Source organism: Streptomyces sp. NRRL F-2580, from assembly GCF_000720115.1.
Classification (GTDB): domain Bacteria; phylum Actinomycetota; class Actinomycetes; order Streptomycetales; family Streptomycetaceae; genus Streptomyces.
This window is the reverse complement of the sequence record NZ_JOIR01000004.1, coordinates 152,629-178,715: the sequence shown is the minus strand read 5'-3', so window position 1 is coordinate 178,715 and position 26,087 is coordinate 152,629. Positions and strand designations below refer to the sequence as shown.

At 70.6% G+C, this 26,087-nt stretch carries 23 protein-coding genes and 1 pseudogene; 16 read left to right on the top strand and 8 right to left on the bottom strand.

Going from position 1 to position 26,087, the window contains the following annotated elements; all coding sequences use genetic code 11:
• Positions 1-23: 23 nt before the first annotated feature.
• The 3 genes and pseudogenes from IF88_RS0105525 to IF88_RS0105515 all read left to right on the top strand — a co-directional run bounded on the left by IF88_RS0105525 (position 24) and on the right by IF88_RS0105515 (position 2,702).
• Positions 24-812, top strand: coding sequence for a glycerophosphodiester phosphodiesterase (locus IF88_RS0105525; RefSeq protein ID WP_199808037.1), 789 nt, complete (start codon positions 24-26; stop codon positions 810-812).
• Positions 813-897: 85 nt separating this feature from the next.
• Positions 898-1,499 (top strand): annotated as a pseudogene (locus tag IF88_RS0105520) (ATP-binding protein).
• A gap of 228 nt (positions 1,500-1,727) precedes the next feature.
• Positions 1,728-2,702: a DUF5926 family protein gene (locus IF88_RS0105515; RefSeq protein WP_030707852.1), complete on the top strand. Its 975-nt coding sequence runs from the start codon at positions 1,728-1,730 to the stop codon at positions 2,700-2,702.
• A 180-nt stretch (positions 2,703-2,882) separates the two neighbouring features.
• Here the strand turns inward: IF88_RS0105515 and IF88_RS0105510 are convergent, their stop codons facing one another.
• Both IF88_RS0105510 and IF88_RS0105505 read right to left on the bottom strand, forming a co-directional pair.
• Complete coding sequence (locus IF88_RS0105510; protein WP_030707850.1) at positions 2,883-3,458, bottom strand: hypothetical protein; 576 nt, start codon at positions 3,456-3,458, stop codon at positions 2,883-2,885.
• Between the two features lie 109 nt (positions 3,459-3,567).
• Entirely contained in the window at positions 3,568-4,359 is a 792-nt protein-coding gene (locus tag IF88_RS0105505; RefSeq protein ID WP_030707848.1) for a bifunctional DNA primase/polymerase, read from the bottom strand.
• 407 nt (positions 4,360-4,766) lie between these two features.
• On the opposite strand from IF88_RS0105505, the gene IF88_RS0105500 reads away from it, so the two are divergent.
• Both IF88_RS0105500 and IF88_RS0105495 read left to right on the top strand, forming a co-directional pair.
• Positions 4,767-6,320, top strand: coding sequence for a PP2C family protein-serine/threonine phosphatase (locus IF88_RS0105500; RefSeq protein ID WP_078892732.1), 1,554 nt, complete (start codon positions 4,767-4,769; stop codon positions 6,318-6,320).
• 166 nt (positions 6,321-6,486) lie between these two features.
• Positions 6,487-7,953, top strand: a complete 1,467-nt coding sequence (locus IF88_RS0105495; protein ID WP_030707844.1) for an aminopeptidase P family protein — start codon at positions 6,487-6,489, stop codon at positions 7,951-7,953.
• A 61-nt stretch (positions 7,954-8,014) separates the two neighbouring features.
• On the opposite strand, the gene IF88_RS0105490 is transcribed toward IF88_RS0105495, so the two are convergent.
• On the bottom strand, positions 8,015-8,458 hold the full coding sequence (locus tag IF88_RS0105490) for an ATP-binding protein (RefSeq protein WP_030707837.1): 444 nt from the start codon (positions 8,456-8,458) through the stop codon (positions 8,015-8,017).
• 225 nt (positions 8,459-8,683) lie between these two features.
• On the opposite strand from IF88_RS0105490, the gene IF88_RS0105485 reads away from it, so the two are divergent.
• The 9 genes from IF88_RS0105485 to IF88_RS0105445 all read left to right on the top strand — a co-directional run bounded on the left by IF88_RS0105485 (position 8,684) and on the right by IF88_RS0105445 (position 18,559).
• A complete protein-coding gene (locus tag IF88_RS0105485) occupies positions 8,684-9,529 on the top strand; it encodes a hypothetical protein (RefSeq protein WP_030707835.1) in 846 nt (281 codons plus the stop codon).
• Between the two features lie 110 nt (positions 9,530-9,639).
• On the top strand, positions 9,640-10,362 hold the full coding sequence (locus tag IF88_RS0105480; protein WP_030707833.1) for a YcnI family protein: 723 nt from the start codon (positions 9,640-9,642) through the stop codon (positions 10,360-10,362).
• A 67-nt stretch (positions 10,363-10,429) separates the two neighbouring features.
• Entirely contained in the window at positions 10,430-11,083 is a 654-nt protein-coding gene (locus IF88_RS0105475) for an SCO family protein (RefSeq protein ID WP_030707832.1), read from the top strand.
• Positions 11,080-11,559 carry a copper chaperone PCu(A)C gene (locus tag IF88_RS0105470; RefSeq protein ID WP_030707830.1) on the top strand — a complete coding sequence of 160 codons (480 nt, stop codon included), beginning with the start codon at positions 11,080-11,082 and terminating at the stop codon, positions 11,557-11,559. Before IF88_RS0105475 ends, IF88_RS0105470 begins: the two co-directional genes overlap by 4 nt.
• A gap of 22 nt (positions 11,560-11,581) precedes the next feature.
• Positions 11,582-13,657, top strand: coding sequence for a copper resistance CopC/CopD family protein (locus tag IF88_RS0105465; RefSeq protein ID WP_030707828.1), 2,076 nt, complete (start codon positions 11,582-11,584; stop codon positions 13,655-13,657).
• A gap of 5 nt (positions 13,658-13,662) precedes the next feature.
• Entirely contained in the window at positions 13,663-14,955 is a 1,293-nt protein-coding gene (gene efeB / locus IF88_RS0105460) for an iron uptake transporter deferrochelatase/peroxidase subunit (protein ID WP_030707827.1), read from the top strand.
• Between the two features lie 42 nt (positions 14,956-14,997).
• Positions 14,998-15,933: a prephenate dehydratase gene (pheA, locus tag IF88_RS0105455; RefSeq protein ID WP_030707821.1), complete on the top strand. Its 936-nt coding sequence runs from the start codon at positions 14,998-15,000 to the stop codon at positions 15,931-15,933.
• Positions 15,934-16,472: 539 nt separating this feature from the next.
• Entirely contained in the window at positions 16,473-17,750 is a 1,278-nt protein-coding gene (serS, locus tag IF88_RS0105450) for a serine--tRNA ligase (RefSeq protein WP_030707814.1), read from the top strand.
• Complete coding sequence (locus tag IF88_RS0105445) at positions 17,747-18,559, top strand: HAD family hydrolase (RefSeq protein ID WP_030707812.1); 813 nt, start codon at positions 17,747-17,749, stop codon at positions 18,557-18,559. The genes serS and IF88_RS0105445 overlap by 4 nt, the downstream gene beginning before the upstream one ends.
• A 240-nt stretch (positions 18,560-18,799) precedes the next feature.
• Here the strand turns inward: IF88_RS0105445 and IF88_RS0105440 are convergent, their stop codons facing one another.
• The 5 genes from IF88_RS0105440 to IF88_RS0105420 all read right to left on the bottom strand — a co-directional run bounded on the left by IF88_RS0105440 (position 18,800) and on the right by IF88_RS0105420 (position 23,043).
• A complete protein-coding gene (locus tag IF88_RS0105440; protein ID WP_030707810.1) occupies positions 18,800-19,450 on the bottom strand; it encodes a rhomboid-like protein in 651 nt (216 codons plus the stop codon).
• Between the two features lie 83 nt (positions 19,451-19,533).
• On the bottom strand, positions 19,534-20,253 hold the full coding sequence (locus IF88_RS0105435) for an ABC transporter permease (RefSeq protein WP_030707808.1): 720 nt from the start codon (positions 20,251-20,253) through the stop codon (positions 19,534-19,536).
• Positions 20,254-20,268: 15 nt separating this feature from the next.
• Entirely contained in the window at positions 20,269-21,180 is a 912-nt protein-coding gene (locus IF88_RS0105430; RefSeq protein ID WP_030707806.1) for an ABC transporter ATP-binding protein, read from the bottom strand.
• A complete protein-coding gene (locus IF88_RS0105425) occupies positions 21,177-22,064 on the bottom strand; it encodes an ABC transporter permease (protein WP_030707804.1) in 888 nt (295 codons plus the stop codon). The genes IF88_RS0105430 and IF88_RS0105425 overlap by 4 nt, the downstream gene beginning before the upstream one ends.
• Positions 22,054-23,043, bottom strand: coding sequence for an ABC transporter ATP-binding protein (locus IF88_RS0105420; protein ID WP_078892730.1), 990 nt, complete (start codon positions 23,041-23,043; stop codon positions 22,054-22,056). Before IF88_RS0105420 ends, IF88_RS0105425 begins: the two co-directional genes overlap by 11 nt.
• Positions 23,044-23,260: 217 nt before the next feature.
• Here IF88_RS0105420 and IF88_RS0105415 point away from each other — a divergent pair, with 217 nt between their 5' ends.
• Positions 23,261-24,130, top strand: coding sequence for a M24 family metallopeptidase (locus tag IF88_RS0105415; protein ID WP_030707800.1), 870 nt, complete (start codon positions 23,261-23,263; stop codon positions 24,128-24,130).
• Positions 24,127-25,926, top strand: a complete 1,800-nt coding sequence (locus IF88_RS0105410) for an SDR family oxidoreductase (RefSeq protein ID WP_234323443.1) — start codon at positions 24,127-24,129, stop codon at positions 25,924-25,926. Before IF88_RS0105415 ends, IF88_RS0105410 begins: the two co-directional genes overlap by 4 nt.
• Positions 25,927-26,087: the final 161 nt, after the last annotated feature.

The following is a 26,087-nucleotide window of genomic DNA, read 5'->3' as shown; positions in this document are numbered from 1 at the left end:
ACGATGACCCGGTGACCCACGCAATGCCGCGCACCATCCAGGTCGTCGCCCACCGCGGCGCTTCGGAGGATGCCCCCGAGCACACCCTGGCCGCCTACCGCAAGGCGATCGAGGACGGCGCCGACGGCCTCGAATGCGATGTCCGGCTCACCGCCGACGGGCACCTGGTCCTGGTCCACGACCGCCGGGTGAACCGCACCTCGAACGGCCGCGGCGCCGTCTCGGCCCTGGAGCTGGCCGATCTCGCCGCCCTCGACTTCGGCTCCTGGAAGGACCGCGAGGAGTCGCCCGACTGGGACGCGGACCCCGAACGGACCTCCGTCCTCACCCTGGAGCGCCTGCTGGAGCTCGTCTCCGACGCCGGACGGCCGGTGCAGCTCGCGATCGAGACGAAGCACCCGACCCGCTGGGCCGGACAGGTGGAGGAGCGCCTCCTCTTCCTCCTCAAGCGCTTCGGACTGGACGCCCCGCCCGCCGAGGGGCCGCACCCGGTCCGCGTCATGAGCTTCTCCGCGCGCTCCCTGCACCGGGTGCGGGCGACCGCCCCGACGATCCCGACGGTGTACCTGATGCAGTTCATCTCGCCCCGGATGCGGGACGGGCGACTGCCGGCCGGGGTGACGATCGCCGGCCCCGGCATGCGCATCGTGCGCAACCATCCCGTCTACATCCGCAAGCTGCAGGACGCGGGCCACTCCGTACACGTATGGACAGTGAACGAGCCGGAAGACGTTCAGCTCTGCGCTGATCTGGGTGTGGAAGCGATCATCACGAACCGACCCCGTCAAGTTCTGTCCCAACTAGGGCGCTGACGTCCCGATTTGCACACCCGTCACCCCCGACCCGTGCGTAACAGGGTGTGCTCCGGCGCATCCGCTCCGCATTCGTTCGGCATGAATGCGTCAGAGCGGCCCGCTTTGGCGGTTTCCGGTCCAGGCCAGGGGGGCATCCAGACCATGCGTGGGGCTAAGGAGGTTCCGGGGGTGGCGTTGGTGGTGGCACAAGAAGTGCCCACGTCGTCGTGCATGGACGTACGCCATGGTCCTGCGGGCGTGGGTGAGGCGCGACACCGAATGCGCGAACAACTGCGTATCAGTGGTGTGCCCGAATCGGTCGTGGACGACGCCGTACTGATCCTTTCCGAACTGCTCAGTAACGCCTGCCGACACGGCAGGCCCTTGGGCACACGGGAAGTCGGGGACGGGCAGATACGCGCCGCATGGCGCGTCGACAGAGCGGGGCGGCTGACGGTCGAGGTCACGGACGGGGGCGGTCCCACCCGCCCTGTTCCTGCCACGCCGTCGGTCACCGCGCGCGGCGGCCGGGGGCTGAACATCATCAGCGCCCTTGCCCAGGACTGGGGTGTCCGGGACGGAGCGGCAGGTGAGGTAACCGTGTGGGTGGTCGTTGCCTGTGGGCCCCGGCACGAGGATTTCGCTACGCGCGTTGCGCCCCCGGCGATCGACTTCAGCACGGCGTTCGACGACCTGGATCCCTGACCGCGGGATCCCTGACAGGACACAGCCCCGCAGCACGCGAAGAGCACAACGACAGCACAGCGAAAGACGCAGCAAACAGAACAGCAGTACCGGTCATCCGTACAGGCGGCCGTCCGGGAGCGCACGCCGACCGTGCTCCCGGCCGCACCCCACCGGTTCCGGCGGTACGAACGGCTAGGCTCGCGCCCAGACACGACGCCGTACCGCCGCAACCGGGAGACACGCACGATGGCCAAGAAGCGCCCCGCAGCCAAGACTGCAAAGCCGCAGCTCAACAACGGTGAGATCCCCGTTGTGGGCGCGCGCGAGCCCTGCCCCTGCGGATCCGGGCGCCGCTACAAGGCCTGCCACGGCGCGGCCGCCGCACACGCCGTCACCGAGCACGTGCGCCGCCCGTTCGAGGGCCTGCCGGGCGAGTGCGACTGGGTAGCGCTCCGCGAGCTGGTGCCCGCCGCCACCGTTCCGCTGACCCTCAAGGGCGGTCTGCCCGAGGGCGTCCCCTCCGTCACCCTGGTGACCGTACTGCCCATGGCCTGGCCGGCGCTGCGCCGCGAGGACGGGTCCGTCCTCCTCGGCCTGCAGAACGAGTCGTCCAGCGGGGACCTCGGCCGCGACATGGCCGACACCCTGGAACGCGCGCTCGTAGCGGAGCCCGGCACTCCGGTCGCTGCCCGCCGGGTTCCCGCCGAGGGTCCCCGACTTCAGGATCTCCTGGACACGGACGGCGGTTTCGAGCCGGTTGTGCACAGCGGCTTCGAATTCTGGATTCCGGAATCCGAGAGCGCGCTGAGCGCCTCCCCGGAGATCGCCGCCTCACTGGAGCGCGCCAACGCGGCCGCCATTCCCACCGTCAAGCTGACCGGCGTGGACGCGGCCTACTGGTGCGAGACCCCGGACAAGAACCACCTGCGCTGGGTCATGCCGCACCCCGAGGAGAAGCTGCTCGACGCCCTCGCGCGGCTGCACGCGGCCGGCACGTCCTCGCTCGGCGAGGGCACGAAGCTCGTCGGTTCCTTCCGTGCGCACGGCCTCATGGTCCCCGTCTGGGACCTGCCCACCGGAGTCACGGCCGACGACGTCGAGAAGCCCGCGGCGGAGTTCGCGGAGCGGCTGGCCGGGGCTCTGGCCACGGACGCCCCGCTGACCACGGACGAGCGCCGGGCACGCGGCGGACTCACCAACCGCCAGGTGACCCTCAGCTGATCGCGCGCACGCGGGGAGCCGGTGACCGGAGTCACAACTCCCGGTAATCGTCTGCAAATCGGTGTCTGAATATCAGAGATCGAATTTGCGAACAGGCGATCTCTTGTTACCGTTCTTGTAGCCCGGTCGCTGGTGCATCCCCCGTCGCCAGCGACCGGGCCCTTCCTTTTCCGGCGGTACTCAACCGTCACCCGGTACGGACGAGTTGCTCCCGGACCGCAGCAGCAGCTCCCCTTCATCATCCGGAACTGCAAACTCCGCTACGGCCGAGTAACTGTCCGGGGCTCCGACAGAGTCCTCCTTGGGCGTCTCGCACAGGCCCGGCTCGTCGCCCGCGCCGACCGCGCACCGGATCTGCACCGTGCGCCCGGCCGGACCCATCATCGTCAGCACGGCATCCAGCGCGCGACCACTCGTGTTCCTGTAGTAACTCCGGCCCCACGTACGGCCTTCGCCCACCAGCACACAGGTCTGCGCCTCCACGCCGTGCGGCGAGGACACTTCGGGACCGCAGCTGGAATCGGTACGGGGCTGCTCGGCCGGACCCGGCTTCCCGGGCTCCACCGTCCCTCTCGCCGGCCGTGAGGCGGCCGTCGGGGAGGTGCGGGGAGAGTCCGAAAGTCCAAGCGTCGAGAACAGGCCGCCGCCCTTTCCGTCGTCCTGACCGGCAAAATCCGGCCCGGCGATCGCTCCGGCGAGCGGGAGCGACAAGATGATCAGCACACCGGCACCGATACCGATCAGGCGGAGATTCATTCGCCGAAGATAGCGACGCGGGAATGGGGCACGGAGATCCCCGCGCCCAATTCCCCGCGAAACTCGTCCCGCTGGCACCCGTACGAGTGATCCGCAGACGCCCTGCGGGTCAGTACGCGAGCCTGCTGCCGCCGCCGGGTGCGCCACTGCTCGCCTCGACGAGCGCGTCCACGACCGCCTCGACCTCGGGCAGCCAGAGGTTCACCGCGCCCTGCGGCTCGGCTTCCACCGGTGACTGCCGCTGCGCCTGCCGTTGTTGCTGCTTCCGCTGCCGGGACTGGGACTGGGACTGGGGCTGAGGCTGCGGCTCCCGTTCCCAGCGCACCTGGCCACCACTGGACGCGGCGGACGGCGGCAGCAACAGGTAGCCGCCCTCGCCGTGGAAGCGCAGCGAGGAGGGCACGTGGTCCTTCGCGTAGAGGAGTTCGCCGAGCCGCTCCAGCGAATACGGCGCCACCAGGAGCGACCAGCGGGTGGGGGTGGCCACGACAGGGCCGAGGCGCATGCCCTGCGCGTCCAGGCGTACGAGGGCCCGTGCGGCCGCGCCGGCCGGCAGGCTCACCGCACACGGGGCGGTCCCGCCGGTGGCCATCAGAACGGGGGCGGTAGGCCGGTTGGTCCACCACCAGGCCACCATCCGGGGATCGGTGGTGGCGGCGAGCAGTCCGGGGTCGAAGGGGTGGGCGCCGGGGACGACGCAGTCGGGATCGGGGCAGGCGCACCGCGAGCCGTCGGTGGCAGACCGGCCGACACCGGGCAGGAGGGGCCACTGCCATGTGGTGGCGCAGACGAGCGCCGCGTCGAGGAGAGCGGACGCGGTGCCGCTCTGTCCCGTATCGGGGCGCAGGGATTGAAAGCGATCGCGGAGCCGCTGGAGACGCCTTCCGAGGATCTCGCGCATGAGCGCTCGTTCCTTTCCGTTGAACGCCGAGGGCCACATCACACCATGTAACCGGTGTCTCACCACACGTACAGGTTTCGCGTCACTGTCCGCCAGAAGCAGGTGCACACGGTTCGTGCAGTTTTCTTACGGGTCCATCAAACGTCCGGCGGGGGCGGAGCGCGACCCGCGCCGGCGGCCGAGACCAGCTGCCGCCGCTAAGGACGACGGCCCGTGCCGGGCGGTTCCCATCGGTTCCCGGCGGCACCAACTCGCCCAGGGCGCCACCGAATACGTACCCGAGCCCCCTGCGGCGCCCGCCCAGTCGACCTCAAAAACCGACCGCTTCCAGCTTTTTCCGGCCAAGTTCTAGCCTTGGCTCGACCGTGAGTTGCCGTCCCACGGACACCAGGATTCCCACCTGGGCAATGCTGGACATGCATCCACGTCTGCGTGTAGATGTGGATTCCTTGATGGCGGCGCAGCACGATCTGGGGGTTTGCGATGCTATATGGCGAATCGCACCAGGTGGAAAGGCGGACGCCATGAGCGCCCCGCATCTGCCGAAAGTGGCTGGAATCGATCCAGCCGTTACCGCGTCACCGCACACTGCGGCGCCCACACCCGCCCGCACCACCCCCGCACCGGCCCCGCCGCCCGGCCCAAGCAGCGTCATCCAGGACCGGCTGGCCGGCATGGTCTCGGATCTCACCACCCTGCACGAGCTCACCGAGCGGCTGGCCCGCACCTGTGACCTCGACACCTCCCTCCACGAGTTCCTGCGCGCCGGAGCCGCACTGGTCGGCGCGCGCCGCGGGCTGATCGTCCTGGAGCCCTCCGACGGGCTCGGCCCCACCAGCACGATCGGCCTCGGTCTCGGCCACGCCGAACTCGGCCACATCGAGACCGTGCCGCGCAGCGCGACCTCGTACGGCCGGATCCTCGACGGACTGCCCGACGCCCACGGCGGCTCCGAGGTCCTCCCCGAACCGGGTGAGCCCCCCGGCACGGGCGGCTTCGCCGCCCCCGTCGACCCCCGGCACCGCGAGGTCGCGGCCCGCCTCGGCTACGCCGCCAGCTACGCGCTCCCGCTGACCGCCGAGGCCACCGGCCGGCTCGGCGCCGCCGTCTGGCTCTACGACGAGCAGGCCGAGCCGAGCGACCGCCAGCGCGACCTCGCCGGGTTGTACGTCCGGCACGCCGCCGAGCACCTGGCCCGGATGCTGGAGGTGGAGCGCTCCCGCTCGCGCCTGGCGACCGTCGCCGAGGAACTGCTGCCCAGCCGGCTCCCCCGGATCCCCGGGGTGCAGCTCGCGGCCCGCCACCACACGGGTCCGCGCGGCGGGGGCGACTGGTACGACGCCCTGCCGCTGCCCGAGGGCGCCCTCGGCCTGGCCGTCGGCTCCGTCACGGGATCAGGGCCGAGCGCCGTCGCCGCCATGGGGAGGCTGCGCGCGTCACTACGGGCCTACGCCGTCATGGAGGGCGAGGACCCGGTGGCGGTCCTGTCCGACCTGGAACTGCTGCTGCGCCTCACGGAGCCGGCGCGCTCGGCCACCGCGCTCTTCGCCTACTGCGAACCGGCCGGGGGCCCGCACTCCGACGGCCAGGGCCACAAGCTCATCCTGGCCGGCGCCGGGCACACCCCGCCGCTCCTCATCGGCGAGCGCCGCACCGAGTACGTGGAGACCTCGCTCTCCGCTCCGCTGGGCATGCTGTCCTGCTGGGAGGCACCGAGCGTGGAGATCGAACCCGCACCCGGAGAAACGGTGCTGCTCTTCACCGACGGGCTGCTGCGCCACACCGGAGACCCGATGGACCGGGCCTACGCGCGGCTGCACGCGGCGGCCGCGGGCGTGCCCCGCGGCGCCCGGCAGGACCCGGCGGCCCTGTGCGAGCACATCCTGCGGACCGTACTGCCCGACGGGGAGCCGGCCGACGCCCCCGAGGACATCGTGCTGCTCGCCGCCCGTTTCGAGTGAGCCGTGGGGAGTGGGCCGCTCCGGGTGGACGCCTCACGTCCGGCCGGACCGTGGACCGCGGTCCGTATCGTGACGGACGGCACGATACGGACCGGCTCTCCCCGCACACGCATACGATGGATGCGGTCCACACCCAGGTCCGTACCGTCGTAGCTGAGGAGAAGACGTGGCTGACGAGCTCACCCCGGAGACCCCGGAAGAAGAGCAGCCCAAGAAGACGCACAAGCAGCGCAAGAACGGTCTGTACCCGGGCGTCAGCGACGAACTCGCCGAGAGCATGCGCACCGGCTGGGCCGACACCGAGCTGCACGGACTGGAGCCCATCGCCCAGGCCGGGCACACCGCCGACCGCCGCGCCGCGCTGTCCGCGCGTTTCCCCGGCGAGCGCCTCGTCATCCCCGCCGGCCGGCTGAAGACCCGCTCGAACGACACCGAGTACCCCTTCCGCGCCTCGACCGAGTACGCGTACCTCACCGGTGACCAGACCGAGAACGGCGTCCTGGTCCTGGAGCCCACCGGGGCGGCCGGGCACAACGCCACCGTCTACCTGCTGCCGCGCTCCGACCGGGAGAACGGCGAGTTCTGGCTGTCCGGCCAGGGCGAGCTGTGGGTCGGCCGCCGCCACTCCCTCACCGAGGCCGAGCAGCTCCTGGGCATTCCCGCCAGTGACGTGCGCGAGCTCGCTGAGGCCCTGACCGAGGCCGAGGGCCCGGTCCGGTGCGTCCGCGGCCACGACTCCGTGATCGAGTCCGCCCTCACCGACAAGGTGACCAAGGAGCGCGACGAGGAGCTGCGCGTCTACCTCTCCGAGGCCCGCGCCGTGAAGGACGCCTTCGAGATCGGCGAGCTGCAGAAGGCCGTCGACTCCACCGTCCGCGGTTTCGAGGACGTCGTGAAGGTCCTGGACAAGGCCGAGGCCACGTCCGAGCGCTACATCGAGGGCACCTTCTTCCTGCGCGCCCGCGTCGAGGGCAACGACGTCGGCTACGGCTCCATCTGCGCCGCCGGCCCGCACGCCTGCACCCTGCACTGGGTCCGCAACGACGGCGACGTCCGTTCCGGCGACCTGCTGCTGCTCGACGCCGGTGTGGAGACGCACTCCCTCTACACCGCCGACGTCACGCGCACGCTGCCGATCAACGGCACGTACACCGACATCCAGCGCAAGATCTACGACGCGGTCTACGCGTCCCAGGAAGCCGGCATCGCCGCGGTGAAGCCGGGGGCGAAGTTCCGCGACTTCCACGACGCCTCCCAGCACGTGCTGGCCGAGAAGCTCGTCGAGTGGGGTCTGCTGGAGGGCCCGGTCGAGCGCGTCCTGGAGCTGGGCCTGCAGCGCCGCTGGACCCTGCACGGCACCGGCCACATGCTCGGCATGGACGTCCACGACTGCGCCGCCGCGCGCACCGAGGCGTACGTCGACGGCACGCTGGAGCCGGGCATGTGCCTCACCGTCGAGCCGGGTCTCTACTTCCAGGCCGACGACCTGACCGTGCCGGAGGAGTACCGCGGCATCGGTGTCCGGATCGAGGACGACATCCTCGTCACGGAGGACGGCAACCGGAACCTGTCGGCCGGGCTGCCCCGCGCCTCGGCCGAGGTCGAGGCCTGGATGGCGCGCCTCAAGGGCTGACGCCTGCGCCGGTGCTCTTCGGTGGGCGGGATCCCTCACGGGGTCCCGCCCATCACCGTGTCTAGGACACCTTCAGCAGCGCGTCGTCGCGCCACTTCAGCATCTTGTCGAAGCTCACCACCGCGCCGCGGCCCGGCCGGTTGCGGAAACGGACGTGATCGGCGAGTTCGGCGATCAGGCCGAGGCCCCGGCCGTGCTCGGCGAGGGAGGGTCTACGGTGGGGCTCCGTCGCGGGCGGGAACCCCGGACCGGAATCGGTCACCTCGATGCGGCAGCGGTCCCCGTCCAGGTAGGCCGTGACGTGGTACGCCGCGGTCTCCTCCGGAAGGTCACCGCCCCCGCCGTGCTCCACGGCGTTCGCACACGCCTCGCTCAGCGCCACCGAGAGGTCGAAGGAGATGTCCGGGTCCACCCCCGCGGTCTCCATAGTCCCCAGCAGCAATCGCCTGGCGAGCGGCACGCTCGCGGCTTCGCGCCTCAAGTGGAGAGACCACCAGATGCTCATACGGTTACCTATTGCCGCCCGAGGGAGACCGTAAGCGCCCTGCGGCCGTCCGGGGCCCCATTGCCCTCGTTCGGCCGATGCGGCTCTCCCGGGGAGCGGTGTATGCGGCCGGAAGGCGTGCGCCCGCCCGGGGCCGTGGCCGGACGGTCTGCGCAGAGGGGACCATGTGGACCTTCCGGACCTGCCGTATGGACGCCCTGAGCGCAGTGCGATGATGGCCCGGCCATGTCTGACCCCCACGCGACGCACGCCGGAGCCGGCCTCCGGCTCATCCGGGCCGCGGTGTTCACCGCGGTCTGCGTCGTGCTGTCCGCGGCCGGGCACGCCCTGGCGTCCTGCGCCACCGTGCCCTGGTGGTCCCTGTGCATCGGCTTCCTCGCCGTCTTCGCGGTCGCGGCCGCGCTCGCCGGCCACCGTCGCACCCTGCCCGGCATCGCCGCCGGGCTCGCCACCGGACAACTGGCCCTGCACGCGCTGTTCGGCCTCGGCCAGCACAGCACCGTGGCCGCGCAGGCACCGGCCGGCGCCTCCGACAGCTCGCTCGCGGCGCTCGCCGCCCGGCTGGTCTGCGGGGGCAACTCCGTACCGCTCAGCCAGGCCGACGCCCGGCAGATCCTGGAGGCCGCGGGCCTGGACCCGGCCACCCTGGCCCAACAGGCCGGACAGGTCGCCACGGCCGGACAGGTCGCCGCCCAGGGGCACAGCGCCCACGCGCACGTGGCCCAGGCCGCCATCACGGCGCCCGCGACGGGCCTGTTCAGCCCCGCCATGCTGCTCGGCCACCTGCTCGCCGCGCTCGCCGCCGGCTGGTTGCTCGGCCGTGGCGACGCCGCGCTCTTCCGCCTCGTGGAACTGTCCCGGCTCTCCGCCGAAGCCGCCGCCCCGGTACGCCCGCTGCGCGCCGCGCTGGCCTTCGTACGGGCCCTCGGCGCCGGCCTTCCGGGCGCGCCCGCGCGGCTCCCGGGGGCCCTGCGCACCGGGTCCGACCCGGCTGCCCACACCGGCCGGGAGGCACTCCAGGACACGGTGATCAGGCGCGGGCCGCCCATGGCCCTCGCCCTCGCAGCCTGACGCGGCACCCTCCTCCCCGGGACACACGGTGGGAGCACCGGTGCCGCGAACTCCGTGCGCGCCCGTGCGCGGAGCCACCGTCACCACTGCTTCCGTGGAGTGTTTCTGCCATGAAGACCTCTCGCATCTCCTTCGCCGCCGCCCTCGCCGCCGGCTCCGTCCTCGTCCTGTCCGGTACCGCCTTCGCGCACGTCGGCGTGCAGCCCGTCGGAGAGGCCGCCAAGGGTGGCTACGCGACACTCAACTTCAAGGTCCCGAACGAGCGCGACAACGCTTCGACCACTCAGCTCGAGGTCAACTTCCCGGTCGACCAGCCGCTCACGTCCGTCATGCCGCAGGACATCCCCGGCTGGACGTCCAACGTCGAGAAGACCAAGCTCGACAAGCCGCTGACCGTGCACGGCAAGCAGGTCAACGAGGTCGTCACCAAGGTGACCTGGTCCGGCGGCAAGATCGAGCCCGGCAAGTTCCAGCAGTTCCCGGTCTCCGTCGGCAAGCTGCCCGAGAGCGCCGACCAGATGGTCTTCAAGTCCATCCAGACCTATGACAACGGCGAGGTCGTCCGCTGGATCGAGGAGGCCAAGGAAGGTGCCGCGGAACCGCAGAACCCGGCTCCCGTCCTGAAGCTGATCGCCGCGAAGGGCGACGACCACCACAGCGACGCCAAGGCCGACGAGGCGAAGAACGCCGAGAAGGACGCCGGGCACGGGCACGACGAGGCCACCGCCGAGCACGGCTCCGACACCACCGCGCGCGTCCTCGGCGTCGCCGGCATCGTCATCGGACTCGGCGGGGTCGCCTTCGGCGTCGCCTCGCGTCGCCGCTCCGTCTGACCTTCCGGCGCCCGTGCGCGCCACCGCTCCACATCCGAACCATCCCCGATCCCAGGGACTCCTCTCCATGCGCACCACACGTGTGGCGGCCGCCGCTCTCCTCGCAGCGGCCGCACTCACCCTCACCGCCTGCGGCGGTGAGTCCGCCAAGCCCGGCTCGGTCACCCAGATCGCCGGCGGCCAGAACAACGCCAAGGCCGCGACCGTCCTGGACCGCCCCTTCAACAAGCCGGAGCTCGTCCTCACGGACACCACCGGCAAGCCGTGGAACCTGCGTGAGCAGACCAAGGGCCAGCCGACGCTGATCTACTTCGGCTACACCCACTGCCCCGACGTGTGCCCCCTGACGATGAGCAACATCGCCGTGGCCAAGAAGGCGCTCCCCAAGGCCGACCAGGACAACCTCCGGGTCGTCTTCGTCACCACAGACCCCGAACGGGACACTCCCGAGTCCCTCGACTCGTGGCTCAAGGCGCAGGACCCGTCCTTCATCGGACTCACCGGGGACTTCGCCGCCATCCAGGCCGCGGCGCGCACGCTCGGCATCGGTATAGAGGCAGCCACGAAGGATGCCAACGGCGACGTCGTCTCCATGCACGGCGCCCAGGTCATCGCGTTCTCACCCAAGACCGACGAGGGCTACGTCCTCTACGGCGAGGGCACCACCGTCGACGACTACACCAAGGACCTGCCGAAGCTCGTCAAGGGAGAGACCCCGTGAACGCCCGCACCACCCGCACCCTCGCCGCCGCCCTCTCCCTGACGGCGGCACTCGCCCTGTCCGGTTGCTCCGGCGACAGCGCGCCGAAGGTGGCGGTCAGCGGCGCGTTCATGCCCCAGCCCGTGAACGACAAGATGGCCGGCGCCTTCATGGTCATCAAGAACAACACCGAGACCGCCGACAAGCTCACCGGCGCCACCTCCCCGCTCTCCGGCGATCTCCAGATCCACGAGACCAAGGACCAGAAGATGCAGCAGGTCCAGGCGATGGACGTGCCGGCGAACGGCGAGCTCCGGCTGGAGCGCGGCGGCAACCACATCATGTTCATGGGGCTCAAGAACACGCCGAACGTCGGGGACAAGGTCACCGTCGAGCTCCGCTTCGAGAAGGCGGGCCCCGTCAAGGTCGAGCTGGACGTGAAGGAACGAACGTACGACGCGAAGAATCCGAAATCCACGGCTGGCAAAGCCCACTGACGGACCGAGGAACTGACACGCCATGACGGCCACCGCCCCCGCCCCCTCCACGGCCCGCGTCCGTGCCACGGCATTGCTGCCACGGCTCGCGCTGGTCCTCGCAGCTCTGCTGGCAGCCCTGTTCACCGCGGCCTCACCGGCCACGGCGCACGCCGCACTCACCGCGAGCGACCCCAAGGACGGGGCGGTGGTCGCCACGGCACCCGCCCAGGTGACGCTCTCCTTCTCGGAGCAGGTCGCACTGGGCGACGACTCCATCCGCGTCCTCGACCCCCAGGGCCGGCGGGTCGACACCGGCGAGCTGCGCGACATGTGCAGCGGGAACACCGTCCGCTACGGGACCGCCCTGCACACCGGCCTGCCCGACGGCACCTACACCGTCGCCTGGCAGGCCGTCTCGGCCGACAGTCATCCGATCTCCGGCGCCTTCACCTTCTCCATCGGCGCGCCCTCGGCCACCGATGTCACGCTGCCCGCCACGCAGGCGGGCGGCGGACCCGTCGGCATCGCGTACGGGATCGCCCGCTACGCCGCCTACGCCGGCTTCACCGTCCTCGTGGGCGGCGCCGCCTTCATCCTGCTGTGCTGGCGCCGGGGGGCCGCCGAACGGCCACTCCAGAAGCTGGTCGTGCGCGCCTGGGTCACCCTCACCACGGCCACCCTCGTGATGCTGGTGCTCCGGACCCCGTACACGGGCTCCGGGAAGTTCGCCGACGCGTTCGACCTCGACGGGCTCCGAGCCGTCCTGGAGACGAAGACCGGCGCCTCGCTCGTCTCGCGGCTGCTCCTGCTGGGTGCCGCCGCCCTCTTCGTCGCGGTCCTCTTCGGCGTCTACGCGCGCCGGGTGCAGGGTGCCGGACCCGAGGAGAAGGCGCTCGCGTCTGAGGGGCACGAGGAGGAGGCGCACGACGAGGAGGCACACAACGAGGAGGCGCACGAGCAGGAGGCTCACGAGGAGGCCAGGGCCACCAACGACCTTACCTTCGGCCTGGCCCTTGGCGGCGCCGTCGTCGCCGGCGGGATCGCCGCCACCTGGGCCCTCTCAGAGCACGCCTCCACCGGGATCCAGCCCGGTATCGCCATGCCGGCCGACATCCTGCACCTGCTGGCCGTCGCCACCTGGCTCGGCGGTCTCGCCGCACTGCTCGTCGCACTCCACAAGGTCCCGGGAATGGAGCGCGCGGCCGTCCGGCGCTTCTCCACGGTCGCCTTCGTCAGCGTCCTGGTCCTCGCCGTCACCGGCGTCTACCAGTCCTGGCGCCAGCTGGGCAGCTGGTCCGCCCTCACCGGCACCGACTACGGACAGCTGTTGCTCGTGAAGGTGGGCCTGGTCGCCGTCCTCCTCGGCGTCGCCTACCTGTCCCGGAAGTGGACCGCGCGACTCGCCGATGCCCCCGAGGCGCCCGTGGCCGCCCCTGCGGAGGTGGCCGGGCCGGACGATGTTTCACGTGAAACAGGCTCCGACGACGTGGACGGCTCCGATGTTTCACGTGAAACAGAGCCCGTCACCGTCCCGGCGGACCCGGAACGCGCCGCCCAGCTCGCCCGGCAGCTTGCCGCTCGTGAGAGCGCACGCGAGAAGCAGGTCCGTGACGCCGACCCCAACCGTGCCGGCCTGCGCCGCTCCGTCCTCGCCGAAGCGGGCATCGCCGTGATCCTGCTCGCCGTCACCACGGTGCTCACCAGCACCGAGCCCGGGCGCACCGTGGAGCAGGAGGCCGGCCGCGGCAGTGCCGGCGCCACCGCGGTCCCCGACCGCGCCGTCAAGATCACCCTGCCGTTCGACACCGGCGGCCAGAACGGCAAGGGGTCCGTCCGGCTTGAGCTCGACCCGGGCCGGGTCGGCGCCAACACCTTGCACCTCTGGGCCGACTCCGGCGACGGCAAGCCCTTCGACCTCCCCGAGATCAAGGTCGCCTTCACCCTCCCGGCGAAGGACATCGGCCCCCTGCCGCTCGTCCCCGACCAGGCCGCCCCCGGGCACTGGACCGCCTCCGGTGTCCAGCTGCCGCTCGCCGGCGAATGGCGCATCGACGTGACCGTCCGTACCTCCGACATCGACCAGACCACCGTGCAGAAGACAGTGAAGATCGGCTGAGCAGCGTGACCGAGAGCAACCCCGACATCGAGATCTCCCGGCGCCGGCTGCTGGGCACCGTCGGCGCCGCGGGCGCCGCCGGACTCGCGCTCGGCGCCGCCGGCGGCGCCCTCGCGCACTCCGCGCTCGCCGACTCCGGGAGCGGCTCCGCCCCGGGGACCCCCGCCCCGAGCACTGCCGGAAGCCTGTCCTCCCTCGGCGCCACCAAGGTGGCCTTCCAGGGAGACCACCAGGCCGGCATCATCACGCCCCTGCAGGCCAAGGGGCACCTCATCGCCTTCGACCTCACCCCCGGGGCGGGCCGGACGGAGGCCTCCGCACTGCTGCGACGCTGGTCGGACACGGCACGGCGGCTCATGGCCGGCGAGACCGCCGCGACCTCCGACAGCGGTATCGCCCTGGATGCCGGTCCGTCCTCCCTCACCGTCACATTCGGCTTCGGCCACTCCTTCTTCGAGCGCACCGGCCTCGCCGCCCGCCGCCCCGCCGCCCTCGATCCGCTGCCGAACTTCTCCTCCGACCGGCTCGACGCCCAGCGCAGCAACGGCGACCTGTGGGTCCAGATCGGTGCGAACGACGGACTCGTCGCCTTCCACGCCCTGCGCGCGCTGCAGAAGGACGCCGGGGACGCCGCACGCGTCCGCTGGCAGATGAACGGCTTCAACCGGTCTCCCGGAGCCACCGGCACCCCGATGACCGCCCGCAACCTCATGGGCCAGATCGACGGCACCGGCAATCCGAAGCCGTCGCAGCCAGACTTCGACAAGCGGATCTTCGTCCCCGCGGCGGGCCCGGGACCGGCCGAGCACGCGTGGATGGCCGGGGGCTCCTACGCCGTCGTACGGCGCATCCGCATGCTGCTCGACGACTGGGACAAGCAGTCGCTCGCCCAGCAGGAGCAGGTCATAGGCCGTACCAAGGCCACCGGCGCGCCGCTGACCGGCGGTACGGAGACCACCGAGATGGCGCTCGACAAGCTCGGCGCGGACGGCAAGCCGGTGATCCCGTCCAACGCGCACGCCCGGATCTCCGCCCCCGCGCAGAACGGCGGGGCGGCCATGCTGCGGCGTCCTTTCTCCTTCCACGACGGGATCGGCGCGGACGGCGCCCCGGACGCCGGACTCCTCTTCATCTGCTGGCAGGCCGATCCGCTGCGGGGGTTCGTGCCCGTCCAGCGCAAGCTGGACCGCGGGGACGCCCTGTCGGAGTTCATCCGGCACGAGTCCAGCGGTCTGTACGCGGTTCCGCCCGGCCCCCGCAACGGCGAATACGTGGGGCAGCGGCTGCTCGAAGGATGAACAGGACCCCGGTGGGCGCGGCCCCGGCATTACGCTGATCACATGTCAGCCACCCGCTTCACGTATCTCGGTCCCGAGGGCACTTTCACCGAGGCCGCCCTGCGCACCCTGCCGGAAGCCGCGACCCGGGAGCTCATCCCGATGGTGTCGGTCCCGGCCGCCCTGGACGCCGTGCGCAACGGCGAGGCGGCCGCCGCACTCGTCCCGATCGAGAACTCGGTCGAGGGCGGGGTCACCGCCACCCTCGACGAGCTGGCTTCAGGCGAACCGCTGATGATCTACCGCGAGGTGCTGCTGCCCATCGCCTTCGCCCTGCTCGTGCGGCCCGGGACCGCCCTGTCGGACGTCAAGACCGTCACCGGCCACCCGGTCGCCCAGCCGCAGGTGCGCAACTGGCTGCGGGCGAACCTGCCCGACGCGGTGTGGGAGTCGGCCGCCTCGAACGCCGACGGCGCCCGGCTGGTCCAGGAGGGCCGCTTCGACGCCGCCTTCGCGGGCGAGTTCGCCGCCGCCACCTACGGGCTCGTCCCGCTGGTCACCGAGATCCACGACGCGGAGAACGCCGAGACCCGCTTCGTGCTGGTGGGACGTCCGGCGCGGCCCGCCGCCCCGACCGGCGCCGACAAGACCTCCGTCGTGCTGTGGCTGGGCGACGACCACCCCGGTGCGCTGCTGGAGCTCCTTCAGGAATTCGCGGTCCGCGGGGTCAACCTGATGCTGATCCAGTCCCGTCCAACGGGACAGGGCATCGGCAACTACTGCTTCGCCGTGGATGCCGAGGGCCACATCTCCGACCGCCGGGTCAGCGAGGCGCTGATGGGCCTCAAGCGGACTTGTCCCCAGGTCCGCTTCCTCGGGTCCTATCCGCGCGCCGGTGTCGCTCAGAGTGATGTCCGGGCTCCTCGCGCCGGAACCACCGACGGTGACTTCACGGACGCCTCCGACTGGCTGACTCGCTGCCTCGACGGCCGGGCGTAGGGGGTTCGTTCACCGCCCCGTCCACTGTCCACAGAGTTATCCACAGGGCGAGATGGGGACCTGGGGACAAGTCGACAGAACGGCACGACAAGGTCGACAAATCGGTCGGGGGGCCCAGGTTTCGCGCTGGGGAGCGGGAGGTGAACGGTGTCACCCCTGTATCGCGGATCAACTCTTTGGGGCGAGTCATTCCCACCCGAATGAGTGTGTGAGGGTGGTTTGAACCCTGATTCACCTCGGCCATCCGCCGATCAGGAATGATCTATTCCTGTGTCCACAGATGCAGCACACAGCCTGTGGATAAGATGCGGACCGCTGCAATTCCTGTGGACAAGAACGGCCTCCGGCCCTGCTCAGGGACGGCCCGGCGGCCGGCATTGTGCCCCTTTTCGGGGAATGGGACCGCTTTTATTGACGGTCCGAGAAGGTTCACTTCCAGTCAGCGAACAAGACTTATCCATTCGTTGCAATTGGGACATAGCGACACGCAGCGTGATATCGATGTGATCCCGGGAAGCCCCGCCCGGTAGCCTGGAGGGGTGATTGACCTCCGGCTGCTCCGTGAAGACCCTGACCGTGTCCGCGCCTCGCAGCGCGCCCGTGGAGAGGACGTCGACCTCGTCGACGCGCTGCTCTCCGCCGACGAGCGCCGCAGGTCCTCCGGCATGCGCTTCGACGAACTGCGCAATGAGCAGAAGTCCCTCGGGAAGCTCATTCCGAAGGCCTCCCCCGAGGAGCGGGCCGAGCTGCTGAAGAAGGCCGAGCAGCTCAAGCAGGACGTCAAGGCCGCCGAGGCCGAGCAGAACGAGGCCGACGAGGCCGCCAAGCAGCTCCTCCTGCAGCTCGGCAACATCGTCCACGAGGACGTCCCTGTCGGCGGCGAGGAGGACTTCACCGTCCTGGAGACGCACGGCACCATCCGCGACTTCGCCGCCGAGGGATTCGAGCCCAAGGACCACCTTGAGCTCGGCGAATCGCTCGGCGCCATCGACGTCGAGCGCGGGGCCAAGGTCTCGGGCTCGCGCTTCTACTACCTGACCGGTGTGGGCGCCCTGCTGGAGCTGGCGCTGGTCAACGCGGCCATCGCACAGGCCACCGAGGCCGGCTTCATCCCGATGCTGACCCCGGCGCTGGTCCGTCCGCGCGCCATGGAGGGCACCGGCTTCCTCGGCCAGGCCGCGGAGAACGTCTACCACCTGGAGAAGGACGACTACTACCTGGTCGGCACCTCCGAGGTGCCGCTCGCCGCGTACCACATGGACGAGATCATCGACGCCGAGAAGCTGCCGCTGCGGTACGCCGGCTTCTCGCCGTGCTTCCGCCGCGAGGCCGGTACGTACGGCAAGGACACCCGCGGCATCTTCCGCGTCCACCAGTTCGACAAGGTCGAGATGTTCTCGTACGTCGCGCCGGAGGAGGCCGAGGCCGAGCACCAGCGGCTCCTGGAGTGGGAGAAGCAGTGGCTGACCAGCCTGGAGCTGCCGTTCCAGGTGATCGATGTCGCCACCGGTGACCTCGGTGCCTCCGCCTCGCGCAAGTTCGACTGCGAGGCGTGGATCCCTACCCAGGGCAAGTACCGCGAGCTGACCTCCGCCTCGAACTGTGACGGCTTCCAGGCCCGCCGCCTGTCGATCCGCTACCGCGACGGCAAGAAGACCCAGCCGCTGTCCACTCTGAACGGCACCCTGTGCGCCGTTCCGCGCACGATCGTGGCGATCCTCGAGAACCACCAGCAGGCCGACGGTTCGGTACGGGTGCCCCAGGCACTGCGCCCCTACCTCGGTGGCCGCGAGGTCCTGGAGCCGATCAACAAGTGAGCCCGGCCCCGTTCCCGTACAAGCTCGTCGCCACCGATCTCGACGGCACGCTGCTGCGTGGTGACGACACCGTCTCGGAACGTACCCGTGAAGCGCTCGTCGCGGCCACCGCGGCGGGCGCGGCGCACATCATCGTCACCGGCCGTGCCGTGCCGTGGACCCGGCACGTGCTGGACGATCTCGGCTACAAGGGGATCGCCGTCTGCGGGCAGGGCGCGCAGGTGTACGACGCGGGTGCGCACCGGCTGCTGACCTCGGTGACGCTGGACCGGCAGCTGGCCGGTCTCGCGCTGGCGAAGCTGGAGGCCGAGATCGGACCGCTGGCTCTGGCGGCCAGCCGGGACGGGGTGGACGGCGAGGTCCTGTTCGGGCCCGGTTACCAGGTGCAGGAGGGCCTCCCGGCCCTCTACCTGGAGGACACCGCCGCGGTGTGGACGGCCCCGCTGAACAAGCTCTACATCCAGCACCCCGAGCTGGACGAAGACGCGCTCGTCAAGGCTGCCCGGGAGACCGTCGGCAGCCTGGTCGACATCGTCATGGCGGGTCCGGGCATCGTCGAGATACTGCCGCTCGGCCTGACCAAGGCCACAGGCCTGTCGCTGGCCGCGCGCCGACTGGGGGTGAAGGCGGCGGAGACGATCGCCTTCGGTGACATGCCCAACGACATCCCGATGTTCGGCTGGGCCGCGCACGGTGTGGCCATGGCCAATGCCCATGCGGAGCTCAAGACGGTGGCCGACGAGGTGACGGCCTCCAACGAGGAGGACGGCATCGCGGTGGTGCTGGAGCGTCTGCTGGGCGCCGCGTAGCCGGTAGGGACGTACGAGAGGTCCGGGACAGCCCGCGCCGCGAGGCGCGCTCGAAGTGGCTGTCCCGGACCTTTTGTTGCTCCCCGCACAACTCACTCTGCCCCGGGCGGAAGTCGCGTACCAGCGAATTTCCGCGCATCAGCCGTGAATCCGACGGCGCGGGCGCGTAGGTCGACGCATGACCGTCAACCGTCCTGCCGCGGGGACGGCCAAGACGCGCATCGCGAAGGTCGTCGCGTTTCACGTGAAACGGGGTCGTGTTTCACGTGAAACATCGTGGCGGGTGAGCGGCCAGGCGAGCAGGCCGACGGAGAGCGCGATGGCGTGGCCGAGGTCGGTGAAGGTGCCGCCGGTGGCGAGAGGGAGCCCGAAGAAGGCGACCGCTCCGGCCAGGTAGAACCACCGCCAGGGGCTGGGGAGCCGGTAGGTGAGGACACCGACGGCCGCCGCCAGCCCGTAGCTGACGCCGATGTCGACGACATGGGTCATGCTGCGCGGGGCCCGGTGGTCCTCGATGGCCATCAGCAGGACCCTCTGGCTGACCAGGGTGGCGATGATGTGCGCGCTCGCCACGATCAGGAGCCAGCGCTGGGTACCGAGCCAGCGTTCGACGGGCGCGTAGAACAGCTCGAAGAGGACGGCGTAGAGAGCGAGCGAGGCCGGGTTCTCGATCCAGAACGCGCTGCTCAGGAGCGCCCGTATGGGGTGTTGGACGAGCTGGTGGATGTTGCTGCTGTTGCGGTGGAGCAGGACGTGCTCGACGCGGTCGGGCGCGATCACGACGACGATGCTGGTGACGGCGATGATCAGCAGCCAGATGTGCGTCCCCGGAGAAGAACGTATCCAGGACCGCAGGGGCCTGGACGGCTCCGGCTCGCTGTGCTCGATCATGCACCGATGATGACCCGCAAAGCTGTGCCCCGCCTGGCCGGTGGGCCGGGCGGGGCACTGGTTCGCAGGTGCTGCGGCGGGACTTACTCCTCGCCCGCCAGGGTGAGGCGGCGCAGCTTCTGGCCCGCGTAGACGGTGGCGCCGACCGTGACCACGGAGAGCAGGACCGCGGCGGTGGGAAGGCCCACGGTGGCGTCGACGTACCCGTCACCGGCGACCTTCTCGGCCAGCGCCAGGGCCCACTGCTGGACGCTGAGGGTCTTGGCGCCGGAGACCAGGCTGCCGAAGAGCGACTCCCAGATCAGGGCGTAGACCAGACCGAAGACAACCGCGTGCCGGCTGACGGTGCCGAGCAGCAGGAACAGCGCGCTGTAGGCGATCGAGGCCACGAGGGCGGCGATCGTGTAGGCGACGGCGATCTGCTGGCCGTTGCCGTTGAGGATGAAACCGGCGATCAGGGTGGGGATCGCGGAGAAGGCCATGGTGACGGCGATCGCCACGATCAGCTTGGTCATGATGATCGTCGGGCGCTTCAGCGGCTTGGAGAGCAGGTAGACGATCGAGCCGTCGTCGATCTCCGGGCCGATGGCGCCGGTGCCGGCGATGACGCCGATCAGCGGAACCATGGTGGCGAGGGCGAAGCCCCCGAGGAGGTCCGCGGCGACCTTGTCGTCCACACCGGCGAAGGCACGGACGGCGAGGGCGATGACGATCAGCAGGGCGGGCAGCGCGAAGAGGATCAGTGCGCGCCGCCGACCGAGCAGGGCCCGGTAGGTGAGCCGGGCAACGGTGGGGTCGTACATGGGTGCCAGCTCCTTTCAGGCCGAGACGAGGTAGGAGAAGACCGACTCAAGGGACTCGTCGGATGGCGAGACCGTCATCAGCCGGATGCCGTGCGCGCGAGCCACACGGGGCAGCAGCTCCGTGAAGCGGCCGAAGTCGACGGCCTGGATGCGCAGCGCGCCCTCCTTCAGGTCGACCTCGATACCGGCCGTGGAGGGGTCGGCGATCAGGGCCGCCGCGAGCGCCCTGTCGTCAGAGGAGCGGACGAGATAGCGGTGCGGGCGGTCCGTCATCAGGCGGCGGATCTTGCGGAAGTCACCGGAAGCCGCGTGCCGGCCGGCGACGACCACCTCGATGTGCGAGGCGAGCTGCTCGACCTCCTCCAGGATGTGGGAGGAGAACAGGACGGTGCGTCCCTCGTCGCCCATGCGCCGCAGCAGATCCATCAGCTGCATGCGCTGGCGCGGGTCCATCCCGTTGAACGGCTCGTCCAGGAGCAGCACGGACGGGTTGTGGACGAGGGCGGACGCCATCTTCACGCGCTGGCGCATGCCCTTGGAGTACGTGGAGATCTTGCGGTCCTGGGCGTACTCCATCTCGACGGTGGCGAGGGCCCGCTGGGCGTCCGCGTCGTCGAGGCCGTGCAGCTCGGCGTTGGCGACGACGAACTCCCGGCCGGTGAGGAAGTCGTACATCGCCTCGCGCTCGGGCACGACGCCGATCTGCTTGTAGACCTGCTCGTTCTGCCAGATCGGCGCGCCGTCGAGGGTGACGGTGCCCGTGGAGGGGGCGAGGAAGCCGCCCATCATGTTGATGAGGGTGGACTTGCCCGCGCCGTTGGGACCCAGGAGCCCGGTGACACCGGGTCCGATGCTCATGGTCACGTCGTTGACGGCGACGACGTTCCCGAACCAGCGGGAGGTGTGGTCGATGTCGATGGTGGTCACAGCCCGGCCTTCCGGTAGCGGGCCATCAGGGCGGCGTAGGAGCCGGCGATGAGGCCGAGGGCGACGAGCAGGTAGACGGCACCGACGCCGGCCGAGGGACCCTCGCCGCCGGGGAAGGCGGAGGTCGCGTCGAGGAACGCGGTCTGTACGCCGTCGATGAGGGTGATCGGGGAGAACAGGCCCATCCACTCGATGGCTCCGGCGTTCCCCGTGCTGTAGGCGATCCCCTGGACCGCGGTCACCGCGCCGAACGGAATCAGGAGCACCGCGATGATCGCGGCGACGCCGAAGCCGCGGCGCGGGGTGAGCGCGGCCATGACCAGGCCGAGGCCGGAGAAGAGCAGCGACAGCAGCAGAACCGACACGAGTCCCTGCCCGAATCCCTTGGTCTGGTGGGCGAAGTCGAACTTCGCCAGGAGCGAGCCGATCCACATGATCAGCAGCGGGGTCGCGGTGAGGATGAACAGCGCCGAGGCCATGGCCGCGTACTTGGCCACGACGTAGTCGACGCGTTCGATGGGCCGCGAGAAGTAGAGCGGCACCGTCTTGAAGCGCAGGTCCCGGGAGACGGACTGCGGCGCCTGGGACGCGAGGAAGAGGCCGATGATCACCTGGGTGGTCAGGGCGTACGTCGTGTACTTGATCGGCAGGTCGGTGGAGCCGGGCACCGCGATGGCTACCGCGACGATGATCAGTGCGGGAACGCACATCACCGCGAAGAGGATCATCGGCAGGACCTTGGACTTGGCCGAGCGGCCGAGTCCGTAGGCGCCGCGCAGGGACTGCGAGAACAGCGACTTGCGGGCGTAGGCACGGCCGAGCCGGGGGCCGTCGTAGGACCGGTAGCCGATGTTGTGGATCTGGGTGGAGGTCTCAGGCGCCATCGGAACCGGCTCCCTTCTGCTGGACGGAGTGCGCGGACCGATCGCTGTCGCGGAAGACCTCCGCGATGTGGTGGCGGCGCTGCTCCATGCGGACCAGGCCGATGCCGAGATCGGCGACCGTGTCGCGGACGGTGTCGTAGGTGTCCTCGCCGGAGGCCTCGACGAGGAGGATGTGGCCGGCGCCGGGCAGGCCTTGCTCGCTGCCCTCGTGCAGGACGACGCCCACCTCGGTGAGCGCCTTGCGCAGGGCGGCGGTGCCGTCCGGGTGGGCGTCGGAGTCGGTGACCTCGACCGCGAGGGTCGTGGTGATCTGGGTGAAGTCGCTGGTGGAGCTGGAGCGCAGCAGCTTGCCGCCGTCGACGACCACCACGTGGTCGCAGGTCCGCTCCAGCTCTCCGAGGAGGTGGGAGGTGACCAGGACGGAGATGCCGAAGTCCGTGTAGACGCGGCGGATCAGGCCGAGCATCTCGTCACGGCCGACCGGGTCCAGGCCGTTGGTCGGCTCGTCGAGGAGCACCAGCTGGGGGTCGTGGACGAGTGCCTGGGCGAGCTTGACGCGCTGCTTCATGCCGGTGGAGTAGCCGCCGATGGGACGGTAGCGCTCCTCGTACAGCCCGACGTGGCGCAGGGTGTCGGCGGTGCGCTCGCGGGCCGCGGTCGGCGGCAGCCCGGACATGCGCGCCATGTGGACGACGAACTCGGTGGCCGAGACGTCGGGTGGCAGGCAGTCGTGCTCGGGCATGTACCCGACGCGTTCACGGATGGCACTGCCATGCGTTTTGACGTCGAGGCCGAGCACGGCGGCGCTGCCCTCGGTGGCGGGGGACAGTCCCAGCAGAATTTTGATCAGCGTGGACTTGCCGGCTCCGTTGGCACCCACGAGGCCGGTCACACCAGGCCCGATGTCCAGGGAGAGCCGGTCGAGGGCGGTCACTCGGGGGTACCGCTTGCTCAGGCTTTCGGTCGCGATGACAGTCACGGGCTCGACGTTAGTGGCGCGGCTCTCGCGAAGCGTCAGACCTTGAGTGGGATCCCGTCTCCGCCTTGAGGCGTACGTACCCGTACTGGAGGCTGATGTGGACCGGACAACTTTATCCACAGGTCTGTGCACGACCCTTGACGTGATCTCCGGTCATTGTCACATTCATCAGTGTCAAGTTACGGGCGCGTACGGCTAGACGGATGGACGGGCTGACATGGCTGGGGACACCAAGCAACGCACCGCGCGACTCTCCGGACGACTCTCCGCCGATCTGGGCGGGTTCAGAGAGGTGCAGCGCCTCTCGTACGAGTGCGCCGAGGCCGTCGCGGCCCAGCTGCGGCCAGGCGTGACCGAGCGCGAGGCGGCGCGCATGCAGCGCCAGTGGCTGCGCGACCGCGGCGTACGGGACTGGTTCCACCTGCCCTTCGCCTGGTTCGGGGACCGCACCGCCTTCGCGAACTTCAAGATCCCGCTGCAGTTCTTCCCGACCCACCGGAAGCTGGAGCCGGGGATGCCGTTCATCCTCGACATGGCACCGGTCTTCAAGGGCTACGCGGCCGACATCGGCTACTCGGGCAGCCTCGGACTGAATCCGGTGCAGGACCGGCTGATGGCCGACCTCCAAGCCCATCGCGTACTGATCCTGGAGCAGGTGCGCGAGCGCCGCTCCCTGCGCGAGATCTACGAGAACGTCGAGCGGCTGATGACCCGGCAGGGGTACGCCAACCGGCACCGGGCCTATCCGTTCGGCGTGATCGCGCACAAGATCGACCGGGTCAAGGAGCGGCGCTGGTCCCCGACCGCCTTCGGGTTCGGCACCCAGTCCCTCAAGGGGCTGGCCGGTGACGCCCTGCACGGTCATCGCGAGGGCTGGTCCCCGCTGTGGAGTCCGTACCACTTCTCCGACCATCCGCCGCAGCCCGGACTGTGGGCGGTGGAGCCGCACCTGGGCTTCCGGGGTACCGGCGCGAAGTTCGAGGAGATCCTGGTCGTCACCGACTCCCGGGATCCCGAGGAGAGCGCGTTCTGGCTGGACGACGACTTGCCGCACGTGCGGCGCTGGGCCGAGGAGAAGGCAGCATGAGCGGCATGAGCGGGATGAGCGGAGCAGGAGTGGCGGGGCCGGCGGGTGCGCGCGAGCGCTGGGTGAGCACCGGAGGGATCGAGCTGTGCGTCGTCGAGCTCGGCGAGGCGGACCGCCCGACCGTGCTGCTGGTGCACGGTTACCCGGACAGCAAAGAGGTCTGGTCGGAGGTCGCCGAGCGGCTCGCCGCCCGCTTCCACGTGGTGCTCTACGACGTACGCGGCCACGGGCGCTCCACCGCGCCGCAGCCGCTGCGCGGCGGTTTCACCCTGGAGAAGCTGACCGACGACTTCCTGGCGGTGGCGGACGCGGTCAGCCCGGACCGGCCCGTGCACCTGGTCGGCCACGACTGGGGCTCCGTACAGGGCTGGGAGTTCGCGACGGTCCGCCGTACCGAGGGCCGGATCGCCTCCTTCACCTCGATTTCCGGTCCCTCCCTCGACCACTTCGGGCACTGGATCAAGAAGCGGATGACGCGGCCGACCCCGCGCGCGGCCGGGCAGTTGCTCGGCCAGGGCGCCAAGTCCTGGTACGTCTACATGCTGCACACCCCCGTGCTGCCGGAACTCGCCTGGCGCGGACCGCTCGGCAAGCGGTGGCCGTCGATCCTCCAGCGCGTCGAGAAGGTTCCGGCCGGCTCGTACCCGACGGCCTCGCTGCCTTCGGACGCGGCGCACGGCGCCTGGCTCTACCGCGACAACGTGCGGGCGCGGCTGCGCCGGCCGCGCCCCGACGCGTACGCCCACGCACCCGTGCAGCTGATCACCCCGACCGGGGACGCGTTCCTGTCCGAGCGGCTCTACGACGGCCTGGAGCACTGGGCCCCGGACCTGCTGCGGCGCACGCTGCCCGCCAAGCACTGGGTGCCCAGGACCCGGCCGGACCAGCTGGCCGCCTGGATCGGCGAGTTCGTCACCGCCCGGGAGGAACCGGCCACGCGGGCACCGGAGCTCAAGGCGCCGGGCCCGTACGCCGACCGCTTCGGCGGCCAGCTGGTCCTCGTCACCGGTGCGGCCAGCGGTATCGGCCGGGCCACCGCCTTCGCGTTCGCCGAGGCCGGGGCCCGGGTGGTGGCCGTCGACCGCGACGCCGAGGGCGCGGCGCGCACGGCCGACATGGCCCGGCTCGTGGGCGCCGCCGAGGCCTGGGCCGAGTGCGTGGACGTCAGCGACGAGCAGGCGATGGAGAAGCTCGCGGCGAAGGTCGCAGCCGAGTACGGCATCGTGGACGTCCTGGTCAACAACGCCGGGATCGGCCTGTCCGGAGCCTTCCTCGACACGACGGCCGAGGACTGGAAGAAGGTCCTGGACGTCAATCTGTGGGGCGTCATCCACGGCTGCCGGATCTTCGGCAGGCAGATGGCCGAGCGCGGCCAGGGCGGGCACATCGTCAACACCGCCTCCGCCGCGGCCTACCTGCCCTCCAGGACCCTGCCCGCCTACAGCACCTCGAAGGCCGCGGTGCTGATGCTGTCGGAGTGCCTGCGCGCGGAACTGGCGTCGAAGTCGATCGGTGTCTCCGCGATCTGCCCCGGCATCGTCAACACCAACATCACCGCCACGTCGCGCTTCGCCGGGGTGGACGAGGCCGAGGAGAAGCGCCGCCAGGAACGCTCCTCGCGGCTGTACGGGCTGCGCAACTTCCCGCCGGAGAAGGTCGCCGACGCCATCCTGCGCGCCGTGGTCCGCAACGAGGCCGTCGTCCCGGTGACTCCCGAGTCCAAGGGCGCCCTGTGGATGTCCCGCCACGCCCCACGCGTCCTGCGGCGCCTCGCGAGGCTGGAGCCGAAGCTGTGAGCGGGGGCTCGTGGTGGACAGAGCCCGGCACGGCCATACCCCGCTCCTTCCGGCGGTCGTACCATCCCTCGCAGGAGGGCTCGCTGCGCAGGGCGGTCGAGCACCTCGCGGCTTCACCTGCCGCCCGGCCGGCGCCGGGCGGCGCGGTCGGCCCAGCCGCG